Source organism: Pandoraea sp. LA3 (assembly GCF_022696215.1).
Classification (GTDB): domain Bacteria; phylum Pseudomonadota; class Gammaproteobacteria; order Burkholderiales; family Burkholderiaceae; genus Pandoraea; species Pandoraea capi.
The window spans coordinates 67,153-87,826 of sequence record NZ_PTPY01000026.1; the positions used below are offsets into that span (position 1 = coordinate 67,153).

General features: G+C 63.6%; 19 protein-coding genes and 1 pseudogene. 13 read left to right on the forward strand and 7 right to left on the reverse strand.

Features of this window, described 5'->3' with window-relative positions; translation table 11 throughout:
- Positions 1-6: 6 nt before the first annotated feature.
- The 3 genes from C5N93_RS07685 to C5N93_RS07695 form a co-directional block, all read right to left on the reverse strand.
- Positions 7-348, reverse strand: a complete 342-nt coding sequence (locus C5N93_RS07685) for a type II toxin-antitoxin system RelE/ParE family toxin (protein WP_242558831.1) — start codon at positions 346-348, stop codon at positions 7-9.
- The gene (locus tag C5N93_RS07690) at positions 345-623 is read right to left on the reverse strand and encodes a type II toxin-antitoxin system Phd/YefM family antitoxin (protein ID WP_242558850.1); all 279 of its coding nucleotides are present in this window, start codon (positions 621-623) and stop codon (positions 345-347) included. Before C5N93_RS07690 ends, C5N93_RS07685 begins: the two co-directional genes overlap by 4 nt.
- Positions 624-844: 221 nt before the next feature.
- Positions 845-1,501 carry a GntR family transcriptional regulator gene (locus C5N93_RS07695; RefSeq protein WP_242558832.1) on the reverse strand — a complete coding sequence of 219 codons (657 nt, stop codon included), beginning with the start codon at positions 1,499-1,501 and terminating at the stop codon, positions 845-847.
- Between the two features lie 289 nt (positions 1,502-1,790).
- Between C5N93_RS07695 and C5N93_RS07700 the strand changes: the two genes are divergently transcribed.
- From C5N93_RS07700 to C5N93_RS07710, 3 genes are all read left to right on the forward strand, one after another.
- Positions 1,791-3,089 (forward strand): SLC13 family permease, encoded by a 1,299-nt coding sequence (locus tag C5N93_RS07700; RefSeq protein ID WP_242558833.1) that lies wholly within the window; start codon positions 1,791-1,793, stop codon positions 3,087-3,089.
- Between the two features lie 293 nt (positions 3,090-3,382).
- Positions 3,383-4,708, forward strand: a complete 1,326-nt coding sequence (locus C5N93_RS07705; RefSeq protein ID WP_242558834.1) for a glycosyltransferase family 87 protein — start codon at positions 3,383-3,385, stop codon at positions 4,706-4,708.
- 5 nt (positions 4,709-4,713) lie between these two features.
- The gene (locus tag C5N93_RS07710) at positions 4,714-5,898 is read left to right on the forward strand and encodes a glycosyltransferase family 2 protein (protein ID WP_242558835.1); all 1,185 of its coding nucleotides are present in this window, start codon (positions 4,714-4,716) and stop codon (positions 5,896-5,898) included.
- On the opposite strand, the pseudogene C5N93_RS07715 reads toward C5N93_RS07710, so the two are convergent.
- Positions 5,843-6,217, reverse strand: a pseudogene (locus C5N93_RS07715) (GtrA family protein); the annotation flags it as partial. The gene C5N93_RS07710 and the pseudogene C5N93_RS07715 overlap by 56 nt on opposite strands.
- 397 nt (positions 6,218-6,614) lie before the next feature.
- Here C5N93_RS07715 and C5N93_RS07720 point away from each other — a divergent pair.
- A complete protein-coding gene (locus tag C5N93_RS07720) occupies positions 6,615-9,023 on the forward strand; it encodes a penicillin acylase family protein (protein ID WP_217432461.1) in 2,409 nt (802 codons plus the stop codon).
- 152 nt (positions 9,024-9,175) lie between these two features.
- Here C5N93_RS07720 and C5N93_RS07725 read toward each other — a convergent pair whose 3' ends face one another.
- Together C5N93_RS07725 and C5N93_RS07730 are read right to left on the reverse strand one after the other, a co-directional pair.
- Entirely contained in the window at positions 9,176-10,672 is a 1,497-nt protein-coding gene (locus C5N93_RS07725) for an MDR family MFS transporter (protein WP_069343474.1), read from the reverse strand.
- Between the two features lie 424 nt (positions 10,673-11,096).
- A complete protein-coding gene (locus C5N93_RS07730; protein WP_044457212.1) occupies positions 11,097-11,354 on the reverse strand; it encodes a GlsB/YeaQ/YmgE family stress response membrane protein in 258 nt (85 codons plus the stop codon).
- A 307-nt stretch (positions 11,355-11,661) separates the two neighbouring features.
- Here C5N93_RS07730 and hemA point away from each other — a divergent pair, with 307 nt between their 5' ends.
- From hemA to C5N93_RS07755, 5 genes are all read left to right on the forward strand, one after another.
- Positions 11,662-12,948 (forward strand): glutamyl-tRNA reductase, encoded by a 1,287-nt coding sequence (gene hemA / locus C5N93_RS07735; RefSeq protein ID WP_069343472.1) that lies wholly within the window; start codon positions 11,662-11,664, stop codon positions 12,946-12,948.
- Positions 12,949-14,031 (forward strand): peptide chain release factor 1, encoded by a 1,083-nt coding sequence (gene prfA, locus C5N93_RS07740; protein WP_150722383.1) that lies wholly within the window; start codon positions 12,949-12,951, stop codon positions 14,029-14,031. It begins immediately after the preceding gene.
- The gene (prmC, locus tag C5N93_RS07745) at positions 14,031-14,924 is read left to right on the forward strand and encodes a peptide chain release factor N(5)-glutamine methyltransferase (protein ID WP_242558836.1); all 894 of its coding nucleotides are present in this window, start codon (positions 14,031-14,033) and stop codon (positions 14,922-14,924) included. The genes prfA and prmC overlap by 1 nt, the downstream gene beginning before the upstream one ends.
- A gap of 122 nt (positions 14,925-15,046) precedes the next feature.
- A complete protein-coding gene (gene grxD, locus C5N93_RS07750) occupies positions 15,047-15,361 on the forward strand; it encodes a Grx4 family monothiol glutaredoxin (RefSeq protein ID WP_150722385.1) in 315 nt (104 codons plus the stop codon).
- 35 nt (positions 15,362-15,396) lie between these two features.
- The gene (locus tag C5N93_RS07755; protein WP_150722386.1) at positions 15,397-16,008 is read left to right on the forward strand and encodes a UbiX family flavin prenyltransferase; all 612 of its coding nucleotides are present in this window, start codon (positions 15,397-15,399) and stop codon (positions 16,006-16,008) included.
- Positions 16,009-16,123: 115 nt separating this feature from the next.
- Here the strand turns inward: C5N93_RS07755 and C5N93_RS07760 are convergent, their stop codons facing one another.
- Complete coding sequence (locus C5N93_RS07760) at positions 16,124-16,645, reverse strand: VOC family protein (protein WP_242558837.1); 522 nt, start codon at positions 16,643-16,645, stop codon at positions 16,124-16,126.
- A gap of 211 nt (positions 16,646-16,856) precedes the next feature.
- On the opposite strand from C5N93_RS07760, the gene C5N93_RS07765 reads away from it, so the two are divergent.
- From C5N93_RS07765 to C5N93_RS07780, 4 genes are all read left to right on the forward strand, one after another.
- Positions 16,857-17,159: a hypothetical protein gene (locus C5N93_RS07765; RefSeq protein WP_069344054.1), complete on the forward strand. Its 303-nt coding sequence runs from the start codon at positions 16,857-16,859 to the stop codon at positions 17,157-17,159.
- Between the two features lie 332 nt (positions 17,160-17,491).
- Positions 17,492-17,809 carry a hypothetical protein gene (locus tag C5N93_RS07770; RefSeq protein ID WP_242558838.1) on the forward strand — a complete coding sequence of 106 codons (318 nt, stop codon included), beginning with the start codon at positions 17,492-17,494 and terminating at the stop codon, positions 17,807-17,809.
- A gap of 739 nt (positions 17,810-18,548) precedes the next feature.
- Positions 18,549-18,860: a hypothetical protein gene (locus C5N93_RS07775; RefSeq protein ID WP_242558839.1), complete on the forward strand. Its 312-nt coding sequence runs from the start codon at positions 18,549-18,551 to the stop codon at positions 18,858-18,860.
- Positions 18,861-18,962: 102 nt separating this feature from the next.
- Positions 18,963-20,660, forward strand: a complete 1,698-nt coding sequence (locus C5N93_RS07780) for a methyl-accepting chemotaxis protein (protein ID WP_242558840.1) — start codon at positions 18,963-18,965, stop codon at positions 20,658-20,660.
- The last annotated feature ends 14 nt before the right edge of the window (positions 20,661-20,674 follow it).

The following is a 20,674-nucleotide window of genomic DNA, read 5'->3' on the forward strand; positions in this document are numbered from 1 at the left end:
AGCAAGTCATCGTGCCAGCAGTCGATTCTCGAGGACGGTTTGCATATCGCGCCGACCATCGGCAATCAGGTAGACGATGACCTGCGATCCAACAATTCGGTAGATAACGCGGTAAGGCTTGAAAGCCACCTGGCGATATTCCCTAATGCCCAGCGCCGCCAACTCTTTCGGGTAAGCGCCTCGCTCAGGCCATTTCACCAATCCGGAAACGGCGTCCATCAGTTGGTCCAGCACGTAATCGGCATTCTGCGGACAGTCGAACTCGGCAATGTAGTCATATATCGCTTCGAGGTCTCCCTCCGCACCCTCCGTCAACAACACTTCATACTCCACCACGGCGTTAGTCACTCCCCGCCTTTTCGCTTCTTGCGCAGGCGTGCGACGACGTCGGCCACTGGCTTCACTTTCCCTGCGGCGACATCCTGATTGCCGAGCGCCAGCAGCTTGAGAAGTGCCAATGCCTCCTGAGTTTCCTCGTACGAGGCCACGTCCTGCAAGACAGCTTTGGCTTCACCGTTTTGCGTGATCACCAGCGGCGCTCGCTGCTCTGCCAATGTGGCCAGGACTTCCGCAGCGTTGGCCTTCAAATAGCTGATGGGTTTCACCTGCGTCGAGTAGCGCATGTCCATATTTCCAATCCTTGAATAGGACCAAATATAGTCCTTTTATAGTCCGCTCTCAATGTCTGGACTTGTTGGCAGGCGAAAGTATGGCAATGCAGGCGGCTGATTTCGTGAGTCATTGCGGTCGAAATCTCGCGCCTATCCTGCGGAGACTGACGCAGTGAGGGCGGACGTCACGCAGACCCAAGCAGATATGACCAAACTATCGGAAAACGCTCACATCACCCCGCCCATCCCTCACGAATGATCTGCGCGATCCGCTCGCCTGTCGCCCGGTTGTGCGCCTCCACTAGCGCGACCGCGCCCGCGTCGTCGCCCGCTTCGCACAGACGCAGCAGTTCGCGGTGCTCTTCGTGTGAACGCGTCGCGTTGTCCGCTTTTTGCCACGTCAGGAACAGATAGCGCCCGAGGTTCAGACGCGCCGTCGCGACCGCACGCTGGAAGTACGGACGTTCCGCCTTCGCGTACAACATGCCGTGGAAAGCCGCGTTGCGCGTCACGATGTCCGTCAGGTCGGTCGCCGCCTCCAGCGCTTCGAGCGCCGCCCGCGCTCGCGCAATATCCGCGCGCGACAGATTTGGCAACGCCAGCGCCATCAAACGCCCCTCCAGCAACGCCCGGTAATCCGCCAGCTCGATGGCGTCGTCCTCGGTGAGCGCCGTCACCACGGTGCCGCGATTCGTTCGGCTCACGGCCAGCCCGTCCGCCGCCAGCATCGTCAACGCCTCGCGCACCGGCACATGGCTCACACCCAACGCCGCCGCGAGATGGTCCTGACGCAAGGCCTCGCCCGGCTTCAGTTCGCCACGCCCGATCTGCTCGCGCAGCGCTTCGTATGTCCGCTCCACCGCCGTTCCGGTCCCGGATTCCTGACGCATCGGCCACCTCTTCGAGTTAACTATATATAATCTCGTCAAATTATATATTATTTGACGAGAGGTGACACCAATGGCCCCGACCCGCTCCGCGCCTTCATCTGCCGCACCCGCCGCCTCAACCGCCGCCTCAACCGCCGCATCGCCGTCCGAATCACCCATCGCACCGCCCGCCGCGGTATCCAACGCAGATGCATTCCGGGTTGATTGCCTCTGGCAACACGCGTTGCTCGCGGGATTGAGCGCTACCGCCGGCCTCGGCCTATATGCTGCGGGGCTTCGCGGCGACACGTTGAGCGTCGCTGTCGCCGTCCTGCTTTGCCTGAGCTACTGGGCCACGGGCTGGTTGCCGGACTTCCTCGTGTCCCTGCTGCTGATGTTCCTGCTCGCGACGTGCACCTCGCTCGGCGCCGATGTCGTCTTTTCCGGCTTCACGTCGAGCGCGTTCTGGCTCGTCTTCAGCGGGGCCGTGATCGGCATGGCATTGAACGTCACCGGACTGGGCGAGCGCGTGGCGTCGCGGCTGGCCGATCATTGCGGCCACGCTTATAGCCTCGCCCTCGCCGGTTTCGTCGCCATCGCTTTCGCCCTCGGCATCGTGATGCCCTCCACGCTCGGCCGGATCGCCATCCTCACACCCATCGTCCTGAGCTTCTGCGAACGCGTCGGTCTCACGCGGGGACGTCCGGGCCGTCACGGCCTGATGCTCGCCACCGCACTGGCCAGTTGCGAACTGTCGACGGCCATCCTGCCGGCGAACCTGCCGAACCTCGTGATGGCAGGCACCGCCGAGACCGTGCTCGGTCTGCGGCTCGGCTACGGGGAATACGCTGTCGCACTCGTGCCCACGCTCGCCGTGGTCCGCGGCATCGTGCTCGTCGTCGTCGCCAAGTGGCTCTTCCCGGATCGCCTGACAGCACGCGACGTCGCTCACAAAGCCGACATCGTCATGTCCGTGACACCGGTGCGCGCGGACGAAAAACGGCTGCTCGCCGCCCTCGCGCTCATGCTCGTGCTCTGGCTCACGGAACCCTGGCACCACGTCGCCGCCGGCTGGGTCGGTCTGGGCATCGCTTTGCTGTGCCTCGGACCCCTGCGTCTGGTGAATCCGGACGCCTTCCTCAAGCAGGTCAAGCTCGCGCCGCTGTGGTTCGTTGCCGCCATCATCGGACTGACGGCCGCCGTCGATCATGCGGGACTGGCCAACGCCCTGCGCCCGCCGCTCGCGCGTCTCGATCTGGCACAAATGTCGACGATGCCCGCCTATCTGGTGCTCGTCGCGCTGTCGATGGCGTTGACGTGCCTCGTCACCTCGAACGCCGCACCCGCGCTCTACACCCCGCTCGTGCCCGCGCTCGCCGCCGGGGCGCCGCTCGGCGTAAAGGCTGTCTTGTTGACGCAGGCGATCGGCATCTCCACCATCGCATTGCCTTATCAGGCGCCGCCGCTCGTGCTGGCCATGGCGCTCGCAGGCATCGGCATTCGGGACGCCACCCGCTACTGCCTCGCCACGGCATGCGTGGCACTGCTCACTGTCGTGCCGCTCACGGCACTCTGGTGGCATGTCACCGGAATGCTTCGTCTTTTCTAAGCTTTCGGCGTCCAACGGCTGCCCCTGCGTTCCGAGACATCATTTCAAACGCTGGTTTGCGATATCCCGGGCGGGATACCATCGGGCGTACACATCAGCGGTCGATCCCTGATCTTTTGGCAACGCGTCTCGTCTAATATGAAACCGTATCGGGAATGCCCTGCTTGAGGCCATCGCCCGCGTAACGCGACAATCATTAGCAAGACAAGATATCGGACGCAACACACCACACGCCAAATGCAGTCACCGTAGTCGGGCAACGCCGTTTCATGCAGCTAAGGGGAGGGTCTTGCATGACATCGAAGTCGTCGGCTGTCACCAAAATCACTCCGGACACGCTGCCCATGCGGCGCCACTGGTCCGACGATCCGGCACGCATTCGTCTGTATAGCGGCGTCGGCCTGGTGCTGGCTTTCGCCGTGCTGCTCATCTGGGGCTACCGGTACGCGCTGTCCGGCACGCCGACCATCAGCCCCATCGGGCTCGACTTCCTGCCGTTCTGGGGCGCCTCGCATTTCGTACTGCAAGGACATCCGCTCGACGCCTATAACGTCGATCTGATGTCGAAAGTGCAGATCGCGGAGCAACCGTGGGCCGACAAGATCGGCGGCGTGTTGCCGTGGTTGTATCCGCCGGTGATGATGGTGTTTCTCGCCCCCGTTGCCCTGCTCTCCTTCACCTATGCGTACACGCTGTACGCGCTGATCGGGCTGGGCCTGTACTACACCGCACTGCGACGCACCGCCCCCTGGCGCAATGCCCGTCTGCCCATACTCGGTTTTCCCGGCGTGCTGCTCGTCGTCATCGCGGGGCAGATCGCGCTCTATACGACGGCGCTCGCGGGCTTCTCGCTCGTGCTGCTGCGCAAGCGTCCCGTCTGGGCTGGCGTGCTCGCCGGGCTGCTCTTCGTCAAGCCGCATGTCGCCCTGCTCTTTCCGCTCGCGTTTCTCTGCGCCCGCGAGTGGCGTGCGCTCGCCGCATGCATCATGACGGTCATCGGCACGACGGCACTCGCCGCCGTGGTCTTCGGCATCGACGTCTACGTCACCTTCCTGCACGCCTCCGAATTCGCGCGGCAGAGCATCGTCAACGGCACGGCGCAAATCGCTCGGGTGCCGACGTTTTTCGTCACCGCCCGCATGCTCGGGGCTTCCGTGGCGGTCTCTGCCGTCGTCCACGGCATCGTGGCGTTAGTGGCGCTCGCCGTGCTGATCGACTTCTGGCGACGTCCGGGGGTGTTCGCGTTACGCGCGGCCACGCTGGTCTGCGCGACGACCCTCATCAGCCCATACCTCTACGACTACGACCTCGCGCTCCTCGCGCTCGTGATCGCCTGGTACGTGCGCGACGGCGCAGCGCGCGGCTGGTTGCGCGGCGAACGGGAATGGCTCGTGTTGCTATGGATCACACCTGCGCTCGGCCTGCTCGGCTCGTTGCAGATCGGCTTCCAGTTTCTGCCGTTCATCACACTGGGCACGCTCGCCATGCTGTGGCGTCGTCGGCGCCGTCTGGCGCATGTGCCCGAGGCCGACGTGTTCGACACACCGAACGACGCGCACCGCAGCGACCTCGCCGCAACACCGCGTAACTCCGTCACCACGCCTGCGTTCACGAGGTAATCGCCATGCCCCGCGCCGCCGCTCGTACCGACACATCCCATACGTCACATACGTCGCATGCATCAGATTCGCCTGCGGCTTACCGCGCGCCGCTGATCTCGCTCGTCGTGCCGTGCCACAACGAAGCCCCGGCGCTCGACAAGTTCTACCGCGCCATCGCGCCTGTGCTCGACAGCGTGGCGAACGTGCGCTTCGAGATGGTCTGCGTAAACGACGGCAGTACGGACGACACCCTGAACGTCCTGCTCGCGTTGCGACGTAAGGACACACGCATCCGCATCATCGATTTCACGCGCAACTTCGGCAAGGAAGCCGCTCTAAGCGCAGGCATCGACGAAGCGCAGGGCGACGCCGTCATTCCCATCGACGCCGACTTGCAGGACCCGCCCGCCCTCATCCCGGTGATGATCGAGCGCTGGCGCGACGGCGCGGAAGTCGTGCTCGCCAAACGCACCAATCGCGCGAGCGACAGCGTTGCCAAGCGAGTGGCGGCGGGCCTGTACTACCGCGTTCACAACCGGTTGTCGGAGGTGAAGCTACCGGAGAACGTCGGCGATTTCCGGCTGATGGACCGCCGCGTCGTGACAGCGATCAAACGACTGCCCGAGCGCCGCCGCTTCATGAAAGGGCTGTTTGCCTGGGTCGGATTCCACACGGAGATCGTGGAATACGTGCGCGATCCACGCAGCGCGGGGGAGTCGAAGTTCTCCGGCTGGCGGCTGTGGAATTTCGCGCTCGAAGGCATTACCAGCTTCAGCACCGTGCCGTTGCGCTGCTGGACCTACATCGGGGGTTCGCTGGCGCTGCTCTCGCTCGCCTATGGCAGCTACATTGCGCTACGCACCATCATTCACGGCGTGGACGTGCCCGGCTATGCCTCGCTGCTCGTCGGCATCCTCTTCCTCGGCGGGATTCAGCTCGTGGGCATCGGGGTGATCGGGGAATACGTCGGACGCATCTATTACGAATCGAAGGGCCGTCCGCTCTATCTGGTGCGACGCCGCTACCAGTCGAGCGTCAAGGTGAGTCATCTTCCGTCGCGGGCCGGCATGCGTGTGCTCACACGCCTCGATACGTCCAATAGCGATGGAGCAGGAAAGTCGTCGGCGGCACGATCAACACGACCGCAGCGATCCCGATCCAATGGTTGCCACCCAGATGCTCGACCGTTCGTGCGACGAACGTCGTGAGCAGCAGCCCGAAGATCGACACCGGCAGGAACCTTGCGAGACTCGTGCGATGCACGCGCGCCGAGAAGCTCCATAGCGTGTTGAGCAAGTAAGAGCACGGTGTCGCCACGCAGAAGGCGACCGCGTTCGCCAGCACCGACCCCGCACCGAACGCCTCGATGAGCGTGATCGCCACGATCACATGCACCGCCGTCGAGATCACCCCGGAAACCCCGAAACGCATGAGCGGCACGACGAACGTGCGCACATATGGCGACGCGCGCCAGCGTTGGGCTCGCGTGGTGGAATCTGAGGAGGACGTCTGACGCAGATCCGGCATCGGTTCGGTGGCCGCGACGAATGAAGTCGAGGCAGGTGATTGGGTCGGTTGTGGGTCGGTGATGGGTCGGTCAAGCAATCGAGGCTATCGGCGCAAGGCTACGGGTTCGCCTGACGATACGGGCACCGGCAACGATATCCGGAAAACGTGTGCAGTGCAGCATCGCTGCCTCTCCCCGTCAGCGCTGGACGAATAAGAATTTATGCCATTTTCGCGGCGCATGGGTTGCATGCCTGAGCGAGACGTCTAGGATTGCGAGGTACTTTGCGATGAGAGCATCAAGCCCAAGACAAACGCAAGACAAGAGACGACGTCCGACATCCACAGGAGGAAGCCGATGCACCGCCCCAATGCCATTCACGCCGCCAGCGTTCTGGTCTTTGCCGTCTTTTCCGTGATGACGTGGAGTGTGTCACTGCATGCTGCCGAGACTAACACCTCAACCTCGTCCGCCGCGCCCGCCCCCGCCGCGCAAACGCTCACCGTCGAAGGATTGTCGCAACCGGCCGACATTCTCATCGACCACAACGGCGTACCGCACATTTTCGCGGCCAACGAGCGCGACGGTTTCTTCGTTCAGGGCTTCAACGCCGCGCGCGATCGTCTGTTCCAGATCGATCTCTGGCGACGCCGGGGACTCGGCCAGTTATCCGAAGTGTTCGGACGCGCGTATGTCGCGCAGGACGATGCCGCGCGCCGCTTCGTCTACCGGGGCGACATGGCCACGGAATGGCGGCGGTACGGCCCCGACGCGAAGCCTGCCGCCGAGGCATTCGCCGCGGGCGTGAACGCCTACATCGACTGGCTGGCAAGGCATCCCGATCAGATGCCGTACGAGTTCCGCAAAGTCGGTTACTGGCCAGCGAAGTGGTCCGCCGAAGACATCGTGCGCATTCGCAGTCACGGCCTGACCCGCAACCTGAAAAGCGAGGTGGCGCGCGCCAAGGTCGTATGCCGTGCGTCGCTCGATGCAGATAGCGTGCGTGTGGGCCTGCAACCGACATGGAAGACGCAGGTGCCCGACGGGCTCGATCCCTGCCTGCCCGACGATCTGCTCAAGGTCTTCGATCTCGCGACGCAAGGCGTGAAGATCACGAAAGACTCCCTGCAACACGCCAACGCGGACATCGTGCAACTGGCGGAGAACGGGCCTTACGATGTCTCCACCGAATCGGCGGAAGGCAGCAACAACTGGGTCATCTCGCCGCAAAAATCGACGACGGGCCGCGCCATCATGGCCAACGATCCTCACCGCGCTTACGCGGCACCGAGCCTGCGCTACATCGTGCAGGTCAGCACGCCCACGCTCAACCTGATCGGTGCGGGTGAGCCTGCCATTCCGGGCGTTGCCATCGGGCACAACGGCACCATCGCCTTCGGCCTCACGATCTTCAACATCGATCAGGAAGACCTGTACGTCTACGACCTGAATCCGGCCAACCCCGACCAGTATCGCTACCGGGGCAAATGGGTGCCGATGCGAACCGTCCACGAGACGATCGACGTGCGCGACGGCGCGCCGGTGCAGACCGACCTCAAATTTACGAAGCATGGACCGGTGATTTACGTCGACGCGGCCAAACATCGCGCCTATGCGGTGCGCACGGCATGGCTGGAACCGGGCATGTCGCCGTACTTCGACGCCATGCGCTACATGCGCGCGAAAACCTACGCGCAATTCCAGACGGCACTCGACACGTGGGGCGCCCCGACCGTCAATCAGGTCTATGCGGACGCTTCCGGCAACATCGGCTGGGTGCCGAGCGGCATGGCGCCGATCCGTCCCAACTGGGATGGTCTGATGCCGGTACCGGGCGACGGACGCTACGAGTGGGCCGGCTTCTGGCGTCGCGATCAGTTGCCCTCGGCGTACAACCCGGCAAGCGGCTATTTCACGACGTCCAACGAAATGAACATGCCGGCAGGCTATCCGTACGCCCAACGCAAGCTCGGCTTCGAATGGACCAACGGCTCGCGTCACGCCCGCATCGACGAGGTGTTGAAGGCGAAGGACAAGGTCTCGCTGGAGGATTCGGAACGTTTGCAGAACGACATCGTGTCGATACCGGCGCGGCGTCTGATGGCGCTCCTCGCGCCGCTGTCGAGCGATGATCCGCAGACGTCGGCTGCGCTCAGACTTCTCAAGGGTTGGGACGCCCACATGGGGGCCGACTCGGCGCAAGCCGCGCTCGAGGAAGTCTGGTTCAGCCGCCATCTTGGGCGCGCCTACAAGAATGCCGTGCTGCCCAAATCGGCGGCAGACACCTTCGGTGCCCCGGACCCGGCCCCTATGCTCGATGCGCTGGAACAGCCTGCGGCACGCTTCGGCGAGAATGCCAACGCAAAACGCGATGCCGTCCTGCTGTCGAGTCTGGGCGAAGCGTGGGGCGAGATGGTCAAGTTACAGGGGGCCGACCCCGGCGCATGGCAGTGGGGCAAGCTCCAGACCAACCTGAACGCTCATCCGCTCGCCGATGCCGTCGACGCCGAGATGCGCGCCAAGCTCAATGTCGGTCCGCTCCCGAAAGGCGGCAGCCCGTTCACGCCGAACCAGTCGACCTATCGCGTGAGCGATTTCCGTCAGACGAATGGCCCGTCGTTCCGCATCGTGGTCGACGTCGGCAACTGGGACAACACCCGCGCGATGAACCTCCCGGGCGAATCGGGCAATCCCGACAGTCCGCACTATCGCGATCTGGCGCAGAAATGGCTCGACGGCGAATACTTCACGCTGCCCTACTCCCGGGCTGCGGTGGAGGCGGCCACGGAGTCTCGGCTGCATCTGGTACCGGCGGCGTCGCGTTGAGTGTGGCGGCGGTGCGCGTGTGACGCGCGCATCGCTTGCAGCCCCCCGAAACGAAAACAGCCGGTTGGAATACCCAACCGGCTGCTTCGAAGGCAACGTTGCCCGTCGGCGGCATGAGAGCGCGCGCCGCGGATACTTCACCGCCGCATCGGTCAATGCCCGCCGGGCACGAACTCCGCTTTGTCGCGCTTGATCGTGCGCGAGTCCACGGCGTTGGTCGGCACTAGCAGAAGCAGCAGCACGACACCGATGGAGATTGCCAGGATCGACAGGAACGTGAGGTGCAGCGAATGTTGCAGCACCGCGCGAATCGCCTGATCGGCAATCGTCGACACGCCGCGATCTTCGAGCACGTGACGCAGTTGATCGGACGTGACCGGCGCGAGACCGCTCGAATGCGTGAGGCCGAAGTTGAGTACCGCGCCGAAGAGCGTCGCCCCGAGCGTGCTGCCGAGGTTACGCGAGAAAATGTTCGATGCCGTAGCGCTGCCGCGTTGCGACGGATCGACGATTTCCTGAATCAGCACGAGCGCACTTACGCTGCCGGTGCCCATGGAGAAGCCCATCAGCAAGGAGCCGAAGCCCGCGAGCAGCGGCGAGCTGCTCGGCCCGAGCAAAGCGAAGACGATACCGCCCACGGGCATGATCAAACTCCCGCCCACGAGAATGCGGCGCAGACCAAAACGCGTGAACGTCTTGGCGGCGAGCGTCGCGCCAATCGGCCAGCCGACCATGATCATGGTGAGCGCCATACCGGCGACGACCGGCGTCTGACGCAGCACACCCTGCGCATACATCGGCAGGAACGTCGTCAGCCCCATGAGCACCATGCCCGAGAGCAGCGTCGCCGCGTTGGCAGCCGCAATGGGACGGCGGCTCCACAGCGCAAACGAGATCATCGGATCCTTGGCACGGCGCTCCTGCCAGACGAACAGCACGCACGCGAGCGCGCAGGCGAGCACACCACCCCAGACATGGGTATCGGTAAGCGAGTTCGCATCGGTCAGCGCGATCATCAGCCCGGCCACCGCGATGGTGAAGTACACGGCGCCCATCACGTCGATGCTCGGACGCTGACGCGGCGCCTCTTCATGCAAGTAGGCAATGAAACCCGCAGCGGCCAGCAGGCCGATCGGAATGTTGATCCAGAAGATCCACGACCACGACAGATCGCGAATGATGAGACCGCCCAGCATCGGTCCGAGCACGGCCGAAATGGCCCACACGCTCGCCAGATAGCCCTGCACCTTGCCACGCTCGCTGATCGGGTAGTGATCGGCAATGATCACCAGACTGACCGGCTGGATACATGCCGCCCCCACGCCCTGCAACAGACGGAAGACGATCATGGCCGGCATCGACCACGCAAGCCCGCCGCCGATCGAGGCGATCAGGAAGACGGCAATACCGACGAGGATGACGGGCTTACGGCCATAGATGTCGGCGAGCTTGCCGAACACCACGGTCATCGCCGTCTGGGCGAGCAGAAACGCGGAAAAGACCCAACTGTAGAGATTCAGGCCGCCCAGTTGGGCGACGATTTGCGGCATGGCCGTCGAGATGATCGTCGCTTCGATGGCCACCATAGACGTTGCCGCCATGACGGAAGCCACGATCAATGGCCGCATGGAATTGCGTGTCGCAGACATGTGTTTTTTGAAGTGGGGGTGCTTAACAACTTAAGAGAGGGGCGCTGCGACCCTGCCGGGTGCAACAGCCACACCAGATGGCGGAAGACGGGGATCGAACGTGGCGGCGGCGCCGCACGCGTAGTCAAGACGACTTGGGCCTGGCGATGGCGTCAAGCATAGCCGAATGCGGCCAAACGCGTATGACGCTCACCGTCGGCCATCACCGTCTTCAACGAAGACTTGCCGGGCGAGACTTTCGCCGAACAAAACCCTGCGGCCTTCCAGGTTTTGGAAGGTTTTGAAGCGATGAAATCGCGGGCAATCCACCGCATCGCGTCGGCGTTGCACCGGCGCGACGTTCAATGTCCCGAAATCCGATACGGTCTTGCGGCCGATCGTCGCAGCCTCACGGGCGGCTATGTCGATGGGCCGCCCGCGCGTGCTAAGCCGTGCCGCGATTGCGCTTGATGACCCCGTAGATCGCCAGCAGCACGATCGCGCCGATGATCGAGGCGATCCAGCCGGCCGACTCGCCTTCGGTGTAGAGGTGGAGGAACTGACCGACATATCTGGCGAGCAGCGCGCCGGCAATGCCGAGGATGATGGTCATGATGATGCCCATGCTGTCCCGCCCGGGATGCAGGGCGCGCGCGATGAGACCGACGATCAGACCGACGACGATGGTGCCGATGATGCCCATGACGTACCTCCAAGGACGGGAACCCGAACGCAGTATAGCCCCGATTTCCGGCAGTCCACACCCACTCCCCAGCCCTTGTCGCGCCGGGCCTGTGCCGCCGCCATCTCCCTGAGATTCCCGGAAGCATGTACGTCCGCCGCGCCGGTCACTGCGTCTCGCTATCCCCGGTATAAGGGATGACTATTTGTCAAAAGCGGACGGCTGCGCGATCATTGGACAAGCTGTCCCAACGCGCGGGTACGCGGCGCCGATGAAACCGGCATCGCGTCGACGCGCTATAATCAGGGGCTATCAGATCCCCCACATCATGCAACTGCTCGCTCTCGGCCTGAACCACCACACGGCGCCCGTCTCGCTGCGCGAACGGGTGGCGTTTCCGTTCGAGCGCATCGAGCCGGCGCTGGCGGGCCTGAAGAGTCTGTGGACCGGCAACGGCAAGTTGAGCGCCCCCGAGGCCGCCATTCTGTCGACGTGCAACCGCACCGAGATCTACTGCGTGACCGACGATGCCGCCGCCCGTGAGCGCGCAGTGCACTGGCTCTCGCAGTTCCACAACATTCCGGCCAGCGATCTCGCCCCCCATCTGTATGCCCTGCCGCAGTCCGACGCCGTGCGTCACGCCTTCCGCGTGGCGAGCGGTCTGGACTCGATGGTGCTCGGCGAAACGCAGATCCTCGGACAGTTGAAGGATGCCGTGCGCACCGCCGCCGAGGCCGGCGCCCTGGGCACCTATCTGAATCAGCTTTTCCAGCGCACGTTCGCGGTCGCCAAGGAAGTGCGCGGCCAGACCGAGATCGGCGCGCATTCGGTATCGATGGCCGCCGCGGCGGTACGTCTGGCACAGCGCATTTTCGAAAGCATCAGCACGCAAAAGGTGCTGTTCATCGGCGCAGGCGAGATGATCGACCTGTGCGCCACGCACTTCGCTGCACAGAATCCGAAAGCCCTCTACATCGCCAACCGCACGGCCGAGCGCGGCGAAAAGCTTGCCGAGCGTCTGGGTGGCACGGCAATCCGCCTGTCGGAGCTGCCGCAACGTCTGCATGAGTTCGACATCGTCGTGTCGTGCACGGCGAGTACGCTGCCGCTGATCGGGCTGGGCGCCGTCGAGCGCGCCATCAAGGCGCGCAAGCACAAGCCGATGTTCATGGTCGATCTGGCCGTGCCGCGCGATATCGAACCGGAAGTCGGTCGTCTGGCCGACGTCTTCCTGTACACCGTCGACGATCTCGGTGCTGTCGTGCGCGAGGGCAATGCCCTGCGTCAGGCAGCCGTCGCACAGGCCGAGGCGATCATCGAGACGCGCGTGCAGCACTTCATGCAATGGCTCGACGCCCGCAGCGTCGTGCCGGTCATTCGCGATATCCACGGCACCGCCGAGGCCATGCGCGTGGCCGAACTCGAGCGTGCCCAGCGCATGCTCGCGCGTGGCGACGACCCTGCCGCCGTGCTCGAAGCCCTGTCCCAGTCCCTCACCAAGAAATTCCTGCACGGCCCGACCCACGCGCTGAACACGGCGCGCGGCGATTCGCGCGAGCAAATCATTCACCTCATTCCCGAACTGTTCCGCACCTCGGGATCCGCCGACAAATAGATGAAAGCGAGCATGCAAGCCAAGCTCGACCAATTGACGCAACGTCTGGTCGAGCTTGATGGCCTATTGAGCCAGGGCGACGTTACCCGCGACCTGGACAACTACCGCAAGCTCACGCGCGAACACGCCGAGCTGGCGCCGGTCGTCGCGCAATATCAGCAGTATCGTCAGGCGCAGAACGACGTCACGGCGGCGCAGGAAATGGCGGCCGACCCGGAAATGCGCGAGTTCGCCGAAGACGAGGCCATGAATGCCCGCGCCCGCATGGACGACATGGAAGGCACGTTGCAGCGCATGCTGCTGCCGCGCGACCCGAACGACGATCGCAACATCTATCTGGAAATCCGTGCCGGCACCGGCGGCGACGAATCGGCGCTGTTCGCGGGCGATCTGCTGCGCATGTACACGCGCTACGCGGAGCGCCAGCGCTGGCAGGTGGAGATCATGTCGGCCAGCGAGTCGGATCTGGGCGGTTACAAGGAAGTGATCGTCCGGCTGATCGGTCAGGGTGCGTATTCGCGGCTGAAGTTCGAATCGGGGGGTCATCGCGTGCAGCGCGTGCCCGCCACGGAAACGCAGGGGCGTATTCATACGTCCGCCTGTACCGTGGCCGTGATGCCGGAAGCCGACGATGTCGCCGACGTCGAAATCAACCCGGCAGACATCCGCATCGACACGTTCCGTGCGTCGGGAGCGGGCGGCCAGCACGTCAACAAGACGGACTCGGCCGTGCGCATCACGCACTTGCCCACGGGCATCGTCGTGGAATGTCAGGACGACCGCTCGCAGCATCGCAACAAGGACAAGGCGCTCAAGGTGCTCGCGGCGCGTATCAAGGACGCCCAGCTCCGTGCCCAGCAAGCGAAGGAAGCGGCCACGCGCAAGAGCCTGATCGGCTCGGGCGACCGCTCCGAGCGCATTCGCACGTACAACTTCCCGCAGGGGCGGATGACGGATCACCGCATCAACCTCACGCTCTACAAGCTCGAATACATCATGGACGGGGATCTCGACGAGATGATCAACGCGCTGGTGACCGAGCATCAGGCGGAATTGCTGGCGTCGCTGGGCGAGGCGGCCTGATGACGTCGGGTGCGGCCGAGGGGACCGACGCAAACGTTGGCGGGAATGGTCAGACGGGCATTGCCACGGTCGCGTCGCTGCTGCGTGAGCCGGGGCTTCCTCCAGCGGAGTCGCGCATTCTGCTCTCCCACGTGCTCGGCTGGACCCGCACCCAACTGATCACCCGCGACCGCGAGCCGCTCGCCCCCGAGACGGTCGCCGTCTACCGGGCGCTGCACATGCGTCGCGTGGCAGGCGAACCCATCGCCTACCTCACCGGCACACGGGAATTCTTCGGGCTGACGCTGACGGTGAGTCCGTCCGTGCTCATCCCCCGGCCGGAAACGGAACTGCTCGTGGAACTGGCGCTCTCGCGCATCGAATCGCGCCGCGCACCGCGCGTGCTCGACCTGGGGACCGGCAGCGGCGCCATCGCGCTGGCCATTGCGCATAGTCGTCCGGACGCGCAAGTCACCGCCGTCGACCGCTCGACCGATGCCCTCGATGTCGCCCGGGCGAACGCCCGGCAGCTCGGGCTGGAGACGCGCGTCGAGTTTCTCGAAAGCGACTGGTACGCCGCGCTGGCCGCAGATGGCGCCGGGCGTGCACCGTTCGACATCATCGTCTCCAACCCGCCCTACATCGTGTCGGGCGACGAACATCTCTCACAGGGCGACCTGCGCTTCGAACCGGTCGACGCCCTCACCGATCATGCGGATGGTCTGGCCGCGCTGCGCGTCATCGTCGCCGGGGCGCCGTCACGGCTGCTGCCCGATAGCTGGCTGCTGTGCGAGCACGGCTACCACCAGGCGGCGGACGTCCGCGCGCTTTGCACGGCGGCAGGCTTCGCGGACGTGATGTCCGAGCGCGATCTCGCCGGGATCGAGCGCACCACGGGCGGCCGGCGGGTCTGAGCGCCTGAGCATCGGGCAGACGGTGTCCGAAAGGGCGGCCGAGCGGCGTCCGACGGACCCGCCCGAAAACCGCTAAAATGCCGGATACGCCGACTTTCCGGCATCCCCACGGGCTTCCGATCATGACTACCCAGCAACGTATCCAGCAAATCGTCTCCGAACATCCCGTCGTCCTTTTCATGAAGGGCAACGCGCAATTCCCGATGTGCGGCTTCTCGGGCCGTGCCGTGCAGATCCTGAAGGCATGCGAAGTGGGCGACCTGTTCACGGTCGACGTGCTGCAAGACGACGAAATTCGTCAGGGTATTAAGGAATTCGCCAACTGGCCGACCATTCCGCAGCTCTACATCAACGGCGAATTCATCGGCGGCTCGGACATCATGATGGAGATGTACCAGAGCGGCGAACTCAAGCAGGTTCTCGCCGAACTCGCCTGATTTCACGTTTCGCCGATTTCGCCGATCCGCGGTCGATGACGGTTTCGACGGGAGCCTCCCGAACGCCTGCACGTCTGGTCGTCGCCATTACGGGCGCGACCGGTGCGGTGTATGGCGTGCGCCTGCTCGAACGCCTGCGCGCAATGGGCGGCGTGGAAACCCATCTGATGGTGTCGAGCGCGGGCTGGCTGACGCTGCGCCACGAACTCGGCATGGAACGCTCGGACGTTCAGGCGCTGGCCGATCAGTACCACAGCGTGCGTGAGATCGGCGCGAACATCGCCAGCGGTTCGTTCGCCACGGCGGGCATGATCGTCGCGCCTTGTTCGATGAAGACGCTCGCGAGCGTCGCTCACGGGCTGTCGGACAACCTGATCGCGCGCGCCGCCGACGTCACCCTGAAGGAGCGCCGCCGCCTCGTGCTGATGGTGCGGGAAACGCCCTTCAACCTCGCGCATCTGCGCAATATGACCGCCGTGACCGAGATGGGCGGCATCGTCTATCCGCCACTGCCCGCGTTCTACAACCGTCCGGCGTCGCTCGACGCGATGGTCGACGATACGGTCGCGCGCGTCATCGATCTTTTCGGCATTGCCCCGCCGGTGGCGTCAAGCTGGGACGGGCTCGGCAAAGACGCCGAAGTCTGACATTCCTAGGCACTGCGCAGCACATCCCGGTCAACGGCCGCGCGCAAGCGATCTCACTGACGCCCTGCTTCACGGCCCCTCATTTCGGTTTCGGCCTCGGCGTTACGCCGACACCTCACCTCACGCCATCCAGCCAGCGTTGCAGCGTGTCGAGCGCCCCCTGAGCCTGCCCGGCGGCCGACTCCGGTGTCTGAACGCACAACTCCAGCATGATCTCGTTCGGGTCCAGTAAGTAGAGATGCTCACCGTCGCCGTGACGCTCGACGGCAAACGGCACCTCATACGCCGTCAGACGCGATTTCCAGCGATCGAGTGACTCGCGGTCTCGCACGCGTAGCGCCACGTGGTGGATCTGTGTTGCAGGCGTGTCGGGATGAGGCTCGGGCGCGAGGCCGTCGCAATTGAAGAACGCGAGGGCTTCGCCCGGCGCGATCTGGTAACTCACCAGCAGATAGGGCTTGCCCCACAGGTGGCTCATGCCGGTTTGCGCGCCCGCCAGCGTGAAACCCATCACATCGACGTAGAATCGGTGCGTGAGCGTCGCGTCGTAACTCGGATAAGCGACGTGATCGATCGCCACAGGAGTGACAGCAGGCACGCGTGCCGTGGATTCGACGGCAAGGCTGAGGTCTGGCACGGCCTGATTCATCACGATCCCCCGGCGTGCAAAGTGGCGACGGCAATCGGGAAACTGCGTTTGTAGTGTAGTCCTGCAACCCGCGTGGCATCAACCGAGTGTCAGCCGGAGCCGCATGGACTATAGTGAAAACGCCACACTTTGCTCGCCGGACGGCATGTTCGCGTGCATCCCCCCAGTGGTGTGACAGGTTTGCGACCGGAGTTTTGTCATGGAGACCGCTTTTTCCTCGCTTCCGCCCGTCGTCGTCTACGCCGTCGTGACGCTCGTTTTCGTCATGCTGGTGCTTGTGGTGCCTGCCGGCGCCCGCTGGCGCAATGTCGCCTGGCCGGCGGCCGTGCCCCCGCTTTCGCCACATCGTCCCGGCGACCTGCTCGGCACACCGCGCACGCCCTACTGGCGCTCGCCGGACGACACGCAGGATCTGCGTCGCCCCTCCTACTTCGCGACCTCTGCGCGACGCGGTCGTCGCCCGGCCAGCTTTCTCGCCCCGCGCGATCACCAGCGCCGCTGAGTGCAGACTGCCGACTGACCCGCCCGGGCGTCATCCAACGCCCGGCACTCGCCCCTCGCCCCTCGCCCCTCGCCCATCCTCCCACGACGCGCGACATTTTCCTCTGCCAGCATCACGCCCGGCGACCTCAATCGCAGGCCACCTTACGCCTTGTTACATCTGTAGTGCCGCGGTAGCACCCTGCGCCGCCGGCCGTCCGTAGAATTCGATTCAAGGAGCGCGTCTGCGTGTCGATGCCACGAGGCACGGGAACGGCAGGCAAGCACGGCGTCGAGCGATATCTGCCCGTTCGTGCAGGGAGCGCCAGGTCGAAAAAGAGAGAAGGAGAACAGATGCAACATCGTTTATGGATTGCGACGGCAGCGATTGCAGGTCTCGCAGCAGCTTTCACGTCGGGCAGTGCCTTTGCCCGCACCGACGTCTCGGTCAACATCGGCATTCCCGGTCCGGCCTTCGTCGCGCCGGGTCCGGTCTACGCGCCGCCCCCGGTCTATGCGGCCCCGGCGCCGATGGTCGTTGCACCGCCGCCGCCCGTCGTCTATGGTCCGCCCCCGCGTTACTGGCGCGGCCCGCCGCCGCGTCACTGGCATCACGACCGTGGTTGGGATCGCCGTGGCTGGGATCATCGCGACGGACATCACCACCGGTAAGCGCGTTCGCCACGAAGGCGAAAAAAGCCCCGCAAGGTCACTCGACCTGCGGGGCTTTTTTACGCGCCAGGATTTCAAGCCGCATTGCACGTCAGCGGCTTCAAAGCGCTTCCAGTCGCTCAAGACATCGTCAGTCGTTGTCACCGGTGTCGTCGACGCTCATGCAATGCGCGCATGAAGCCTCGCGAATTTATCGAAGCTTCATGCGTCATCGCGCACTGACGAATTCACCAGTTTTTGAATTAGCTTTGATCGCATTAATACCCTGAATTGTCTTGCATTCTCATCCGGAAAAATGAAAGCCATTTCACCGAAAGAGAACGCGTCGGACATCAATATCGATAGCAGCAACGATGTCCGTAATAGCCACCGTAATAAGGCCGCTCCGGAACGACGACACATCCGGCAAGGGTAATGGCAAGCAACGCCGCAACGACTAACTTCATGATCTGACTCCACAGGGACGAACGCGAATCCGTTCGCTTTCTTTATATCGTCGCGGCTGTAGGAAGCCCATCACGTGTCTGTAAGCCGTGTAAGCGAAGGTTGCCAAACGGGGAATGTGTCGCACTTTGTTACGTAACGCGGTGGGCGTGTGTTCGTAACATCGCCCGATAGCGGCATTCCACGCATCTGCGAAAACCCAATAAATACGGGGCTTTCTCAAGTTTCGTGTCGCTGGCATGGCGCTTGCATAGTCATAGGCGTCGCCCTTTCAATTGCCCCGAAGAGTGCGGCTTTGACTCAAACCCTCCTCCCGTTGCAGACACGGGAGGAGGCTTTTTTTCAAATCTCTCCGATCCTTGCCGGAACCTGTTTCCGACAAGCGATCGCGCCAATTTCCTGCACCGCGAATGTGCAGGCGCATTCGTATTCCTATTTCATCTGTGCGTTTGAAATGTATCGACGCTATAACGGCGTCGACTTCCTATGCGATTCATTTATCTTTAAAGCCTTATTGGATGCGGTTTTCGAAGCGATTCCCCTTGGCATCGGCATAAACCAGATGCGGGTAGGCACCGATCTCAAGTTGCCCATTTCGCTGTCGTAATCGCGTCTATAGGGGACTGCGTTCTCAATTGGGGGGGCACGCAGATCCCTTTCGTGACGGCCGCACGACACGCGCCGGGGCAAGCGTCTCAGGGGAATAGTCATGGAAATCGCCACGCCTGAATTCCAGATGGAACAACAGGAACTACAGGCCGTCACCGCCGCACTCAACCGCGTGCAGGCCGTCATCGAGTTCGACTTGCAGGGTCGCATTCTTCACGCCAACGAGAATTTCCTGCAAACGGTCGGTTACCGGCTCGACGAAATTCAAGGCCAGCATCACCGGATGTTTTGCGAGCCGGACTATGCGGCGTCCAGCGCGTATCGCGATTTCTGGGCCAAGCTCGGCCGTGGCCAGTTCGATGCGGGCGAGTACAAGCGCCTCGGCAAAGGCGGGCGCGAAGTGTGGATCCGCGCCTCGTACAACCCGGTGTTCGACGCGAACGGTGTCGCTTACAAGGTCATCAAGTTCGCCACCGACGTCACGGCGGATCGCACGCGTCAGGCCGAGTTCGAGGGCAAGGTGCGCGCGATGGACATCGCACAGGCCGTCATCGAATTCAACCTCGACGGCACCGTGATCACGGCCAACGACAACTTTCTGAAAACGCTCGGCTACTCGCTCGACGAAATTCGCGGCAAGCACCACCGCGTGTTCTGCGAGTCGGATTACGCGGCGTCCAATGCCTACCGCGAGTTCTGGGCCAAGCTCAATCGCGGCGAATTCGACGCCGGCCGCTACAAGCGTCTTGGCAATGGCGGACGCGAAATCTGGATTCAGGCGACATACAACCCGATCCTGGACGCGAACGGTCGGCCATACAAAGTCGTGAAGTTCGCCACGGACATCACGCAGCAAGTCGAGCTGGAAGCCAGCGTGAAGCGACGCGCCGAGGCGGATCAGCGCAAAGTGGCGTTGCTGCTCGACACCGTCAACCGCGCGGCTGCGGGCGACCTCACGGGCGAAATCGCGGTAGCGGGCACCGACCCCATCGATCAACTGGCCGACGGCATTCGTCACATGATGGACGACCTGCGTGGCGTGATCGGCAAGGTCGTCAATTCGGCAGGCGAATTCTCGGGCGCGTCGCGCGACATCGCCGATCGTGCCAATACCGTGGCGACGGGCGCTCAGGCGCTGGGCGCGACGGTGGAGGAAATGAACGCGTCCATCGAAGAACTCACGGCGTCGATCAACTCGATTGCGGACAACACCAAGGGCGCCGACCAGCTCGCCAAGTCGACCCAGCAGGAAGCGGAAACCGGCTCGCGCGCCATCGCCCGCTCGATCGAAGCGATGGAGCTGATCAACAAGTCGTCGGAAGACATCGGCGAGATCGTGAAGGTGATCGGCGAGATCGCCGGGCAAACCAACCTGCTCGCGTTCAACGCAGCCATCGAAGCGGCGCGCGCGGGCGAGCATGGTCTGGGCTTCTCGGTCGTGGCCGACGAAGTCCGCAAGCTCGCCGAACGCTCGTCGCAGGCGACCAAGGAAATTTCCAAGCTCATCAACGAATCGACCAAGCGTGTCGCTCAGGGCAGCGATGTATCGCGTCAGGCCGGAGAAGCGTTCGAGAAGATCGTGAACGGTGTATCGCGCACCACGCAGGCGATTTCCGAGATTTCGTGCGCCGCCGAGGAGCAACTCGTGGCGGCACGCGAAGTGAGCCTTGCCATCCAGCACGTCGCGGAAGAGACGGAGAAGTCTGCGGGTGCCTGCGAGACGATCGCGCAGGCAACGACCGGTCTGAATCAGGAGGCCGAGGCACTCGATCGCACCGTGTCTAGATTCAAGGTGTAAGCACGCGCTTCCCA

Excerpts from the sequence above, each read along its gene's own strand:
- C5N93_RS07690 (WP_242558850.1), bottom strand. The coding sequence starts at position 623 with ATGCGCTACTCGACGCAGGTGAAACCCATCAGCTATTTGAAGGCCAAC.
- C5N93_RS07695 (WP_242558832.1), bottom strand. The coding sequence starts at position 1,501 with ATGCGTCAGGAATCCGGGACCGGAACGGCGGTGGAGCGGACATACGAA.
- C5N93_RS07705 (WP_242558834.1), top strand. The coding sequence starts at position 3,383 with ATGACATCGAAGTCGTCGGCTGTCACCAAAATCACTCCGGACACGCTG.
- C5N93_RS07710 (WP_242558835.1), top strand. The coding sequence starts at position 4,714 with ATGCCCCGCGCCGCCGCTCGTACCGACACATCCCATACGTCACATACG.
- C5N93_RS07720 (WP_217432461.1), top strand. The coding sequence starts at position 6,615 with ATGACGTGGAGTGTGTCACTGCATGCTGCCGAGACTAACACCTCAACC.
- C5N93_RS07725 (WP_069343474.1), bottom strand. The coding sequence starts at position 10,672 with ATGTCTGCGACACGCAATTCCATGCGGCCATTGATCGTGGCTTCCGTC.
- C5N93_RS07730 (WP_044457212.1), bottom strand. The coding sequence starts at position 11,354 with ATGGGCATCATCGGCACCATCGTCGTCGGTCTGATCGTCGGTCTCATC.
- hemA (WP_069343472.1), top strand. The coding sequence starts at position 11,662 with ATGCAACTGCTCGCTCTCGGCCTGAACCACCACACGGCGCCCGTCTCG.
- prfA (WP_150722383.1), top strand. The coding sequence starts at position 12,949 with ATGAAAGCGAGCATGCAAGCCAAGCTCGACCAATTGACGCAACGTCTG.
- prmC (WP_242558836.1), top strand. The coding sequence starts at position 14,031 with ATGACGTCGGGTGCGGCCGAGGGGACCGACGCAAACGTTGGCGGGAAT.
- grxD (WP_150722385.1), top strand. The coding sequence starts at position 15,047 with ATGACTACCCAGCAACGTATCCAGCAAATCGTCTCCGAACATCCCGTC.
- C5N93_RS07755 (WP_150722386.1), top strand. The coding sequence starts at position 15,397 with ATGACGGTTTCGACGGGAGCCTCCCGAACGCCTGCACGTCTGGTCGTC.
- C5N93_RS07765 (WP_069344054.1), top strand. The coding sequence starts at position 16,857 with ATGGAGACCGCTTTTTCCTCGCTTCCGCCCGTCGTCGTCTACGCCGTC.
- C5N93_RS07770 (WP_242558838.1), top strand. The coding sequence starts at position 17,492 with ATGCAACATCGTTTATGGATTGCGACGGCAGCGATTGCAGGTCTCGCA.
- C5N93_RS07780 (WP_242558840.1), top strand. The coding sequence starts at position 18,963 with ATGGAAATCGCCACGCCTGAATTCCAGATGGAACAACAGGAACTACAG.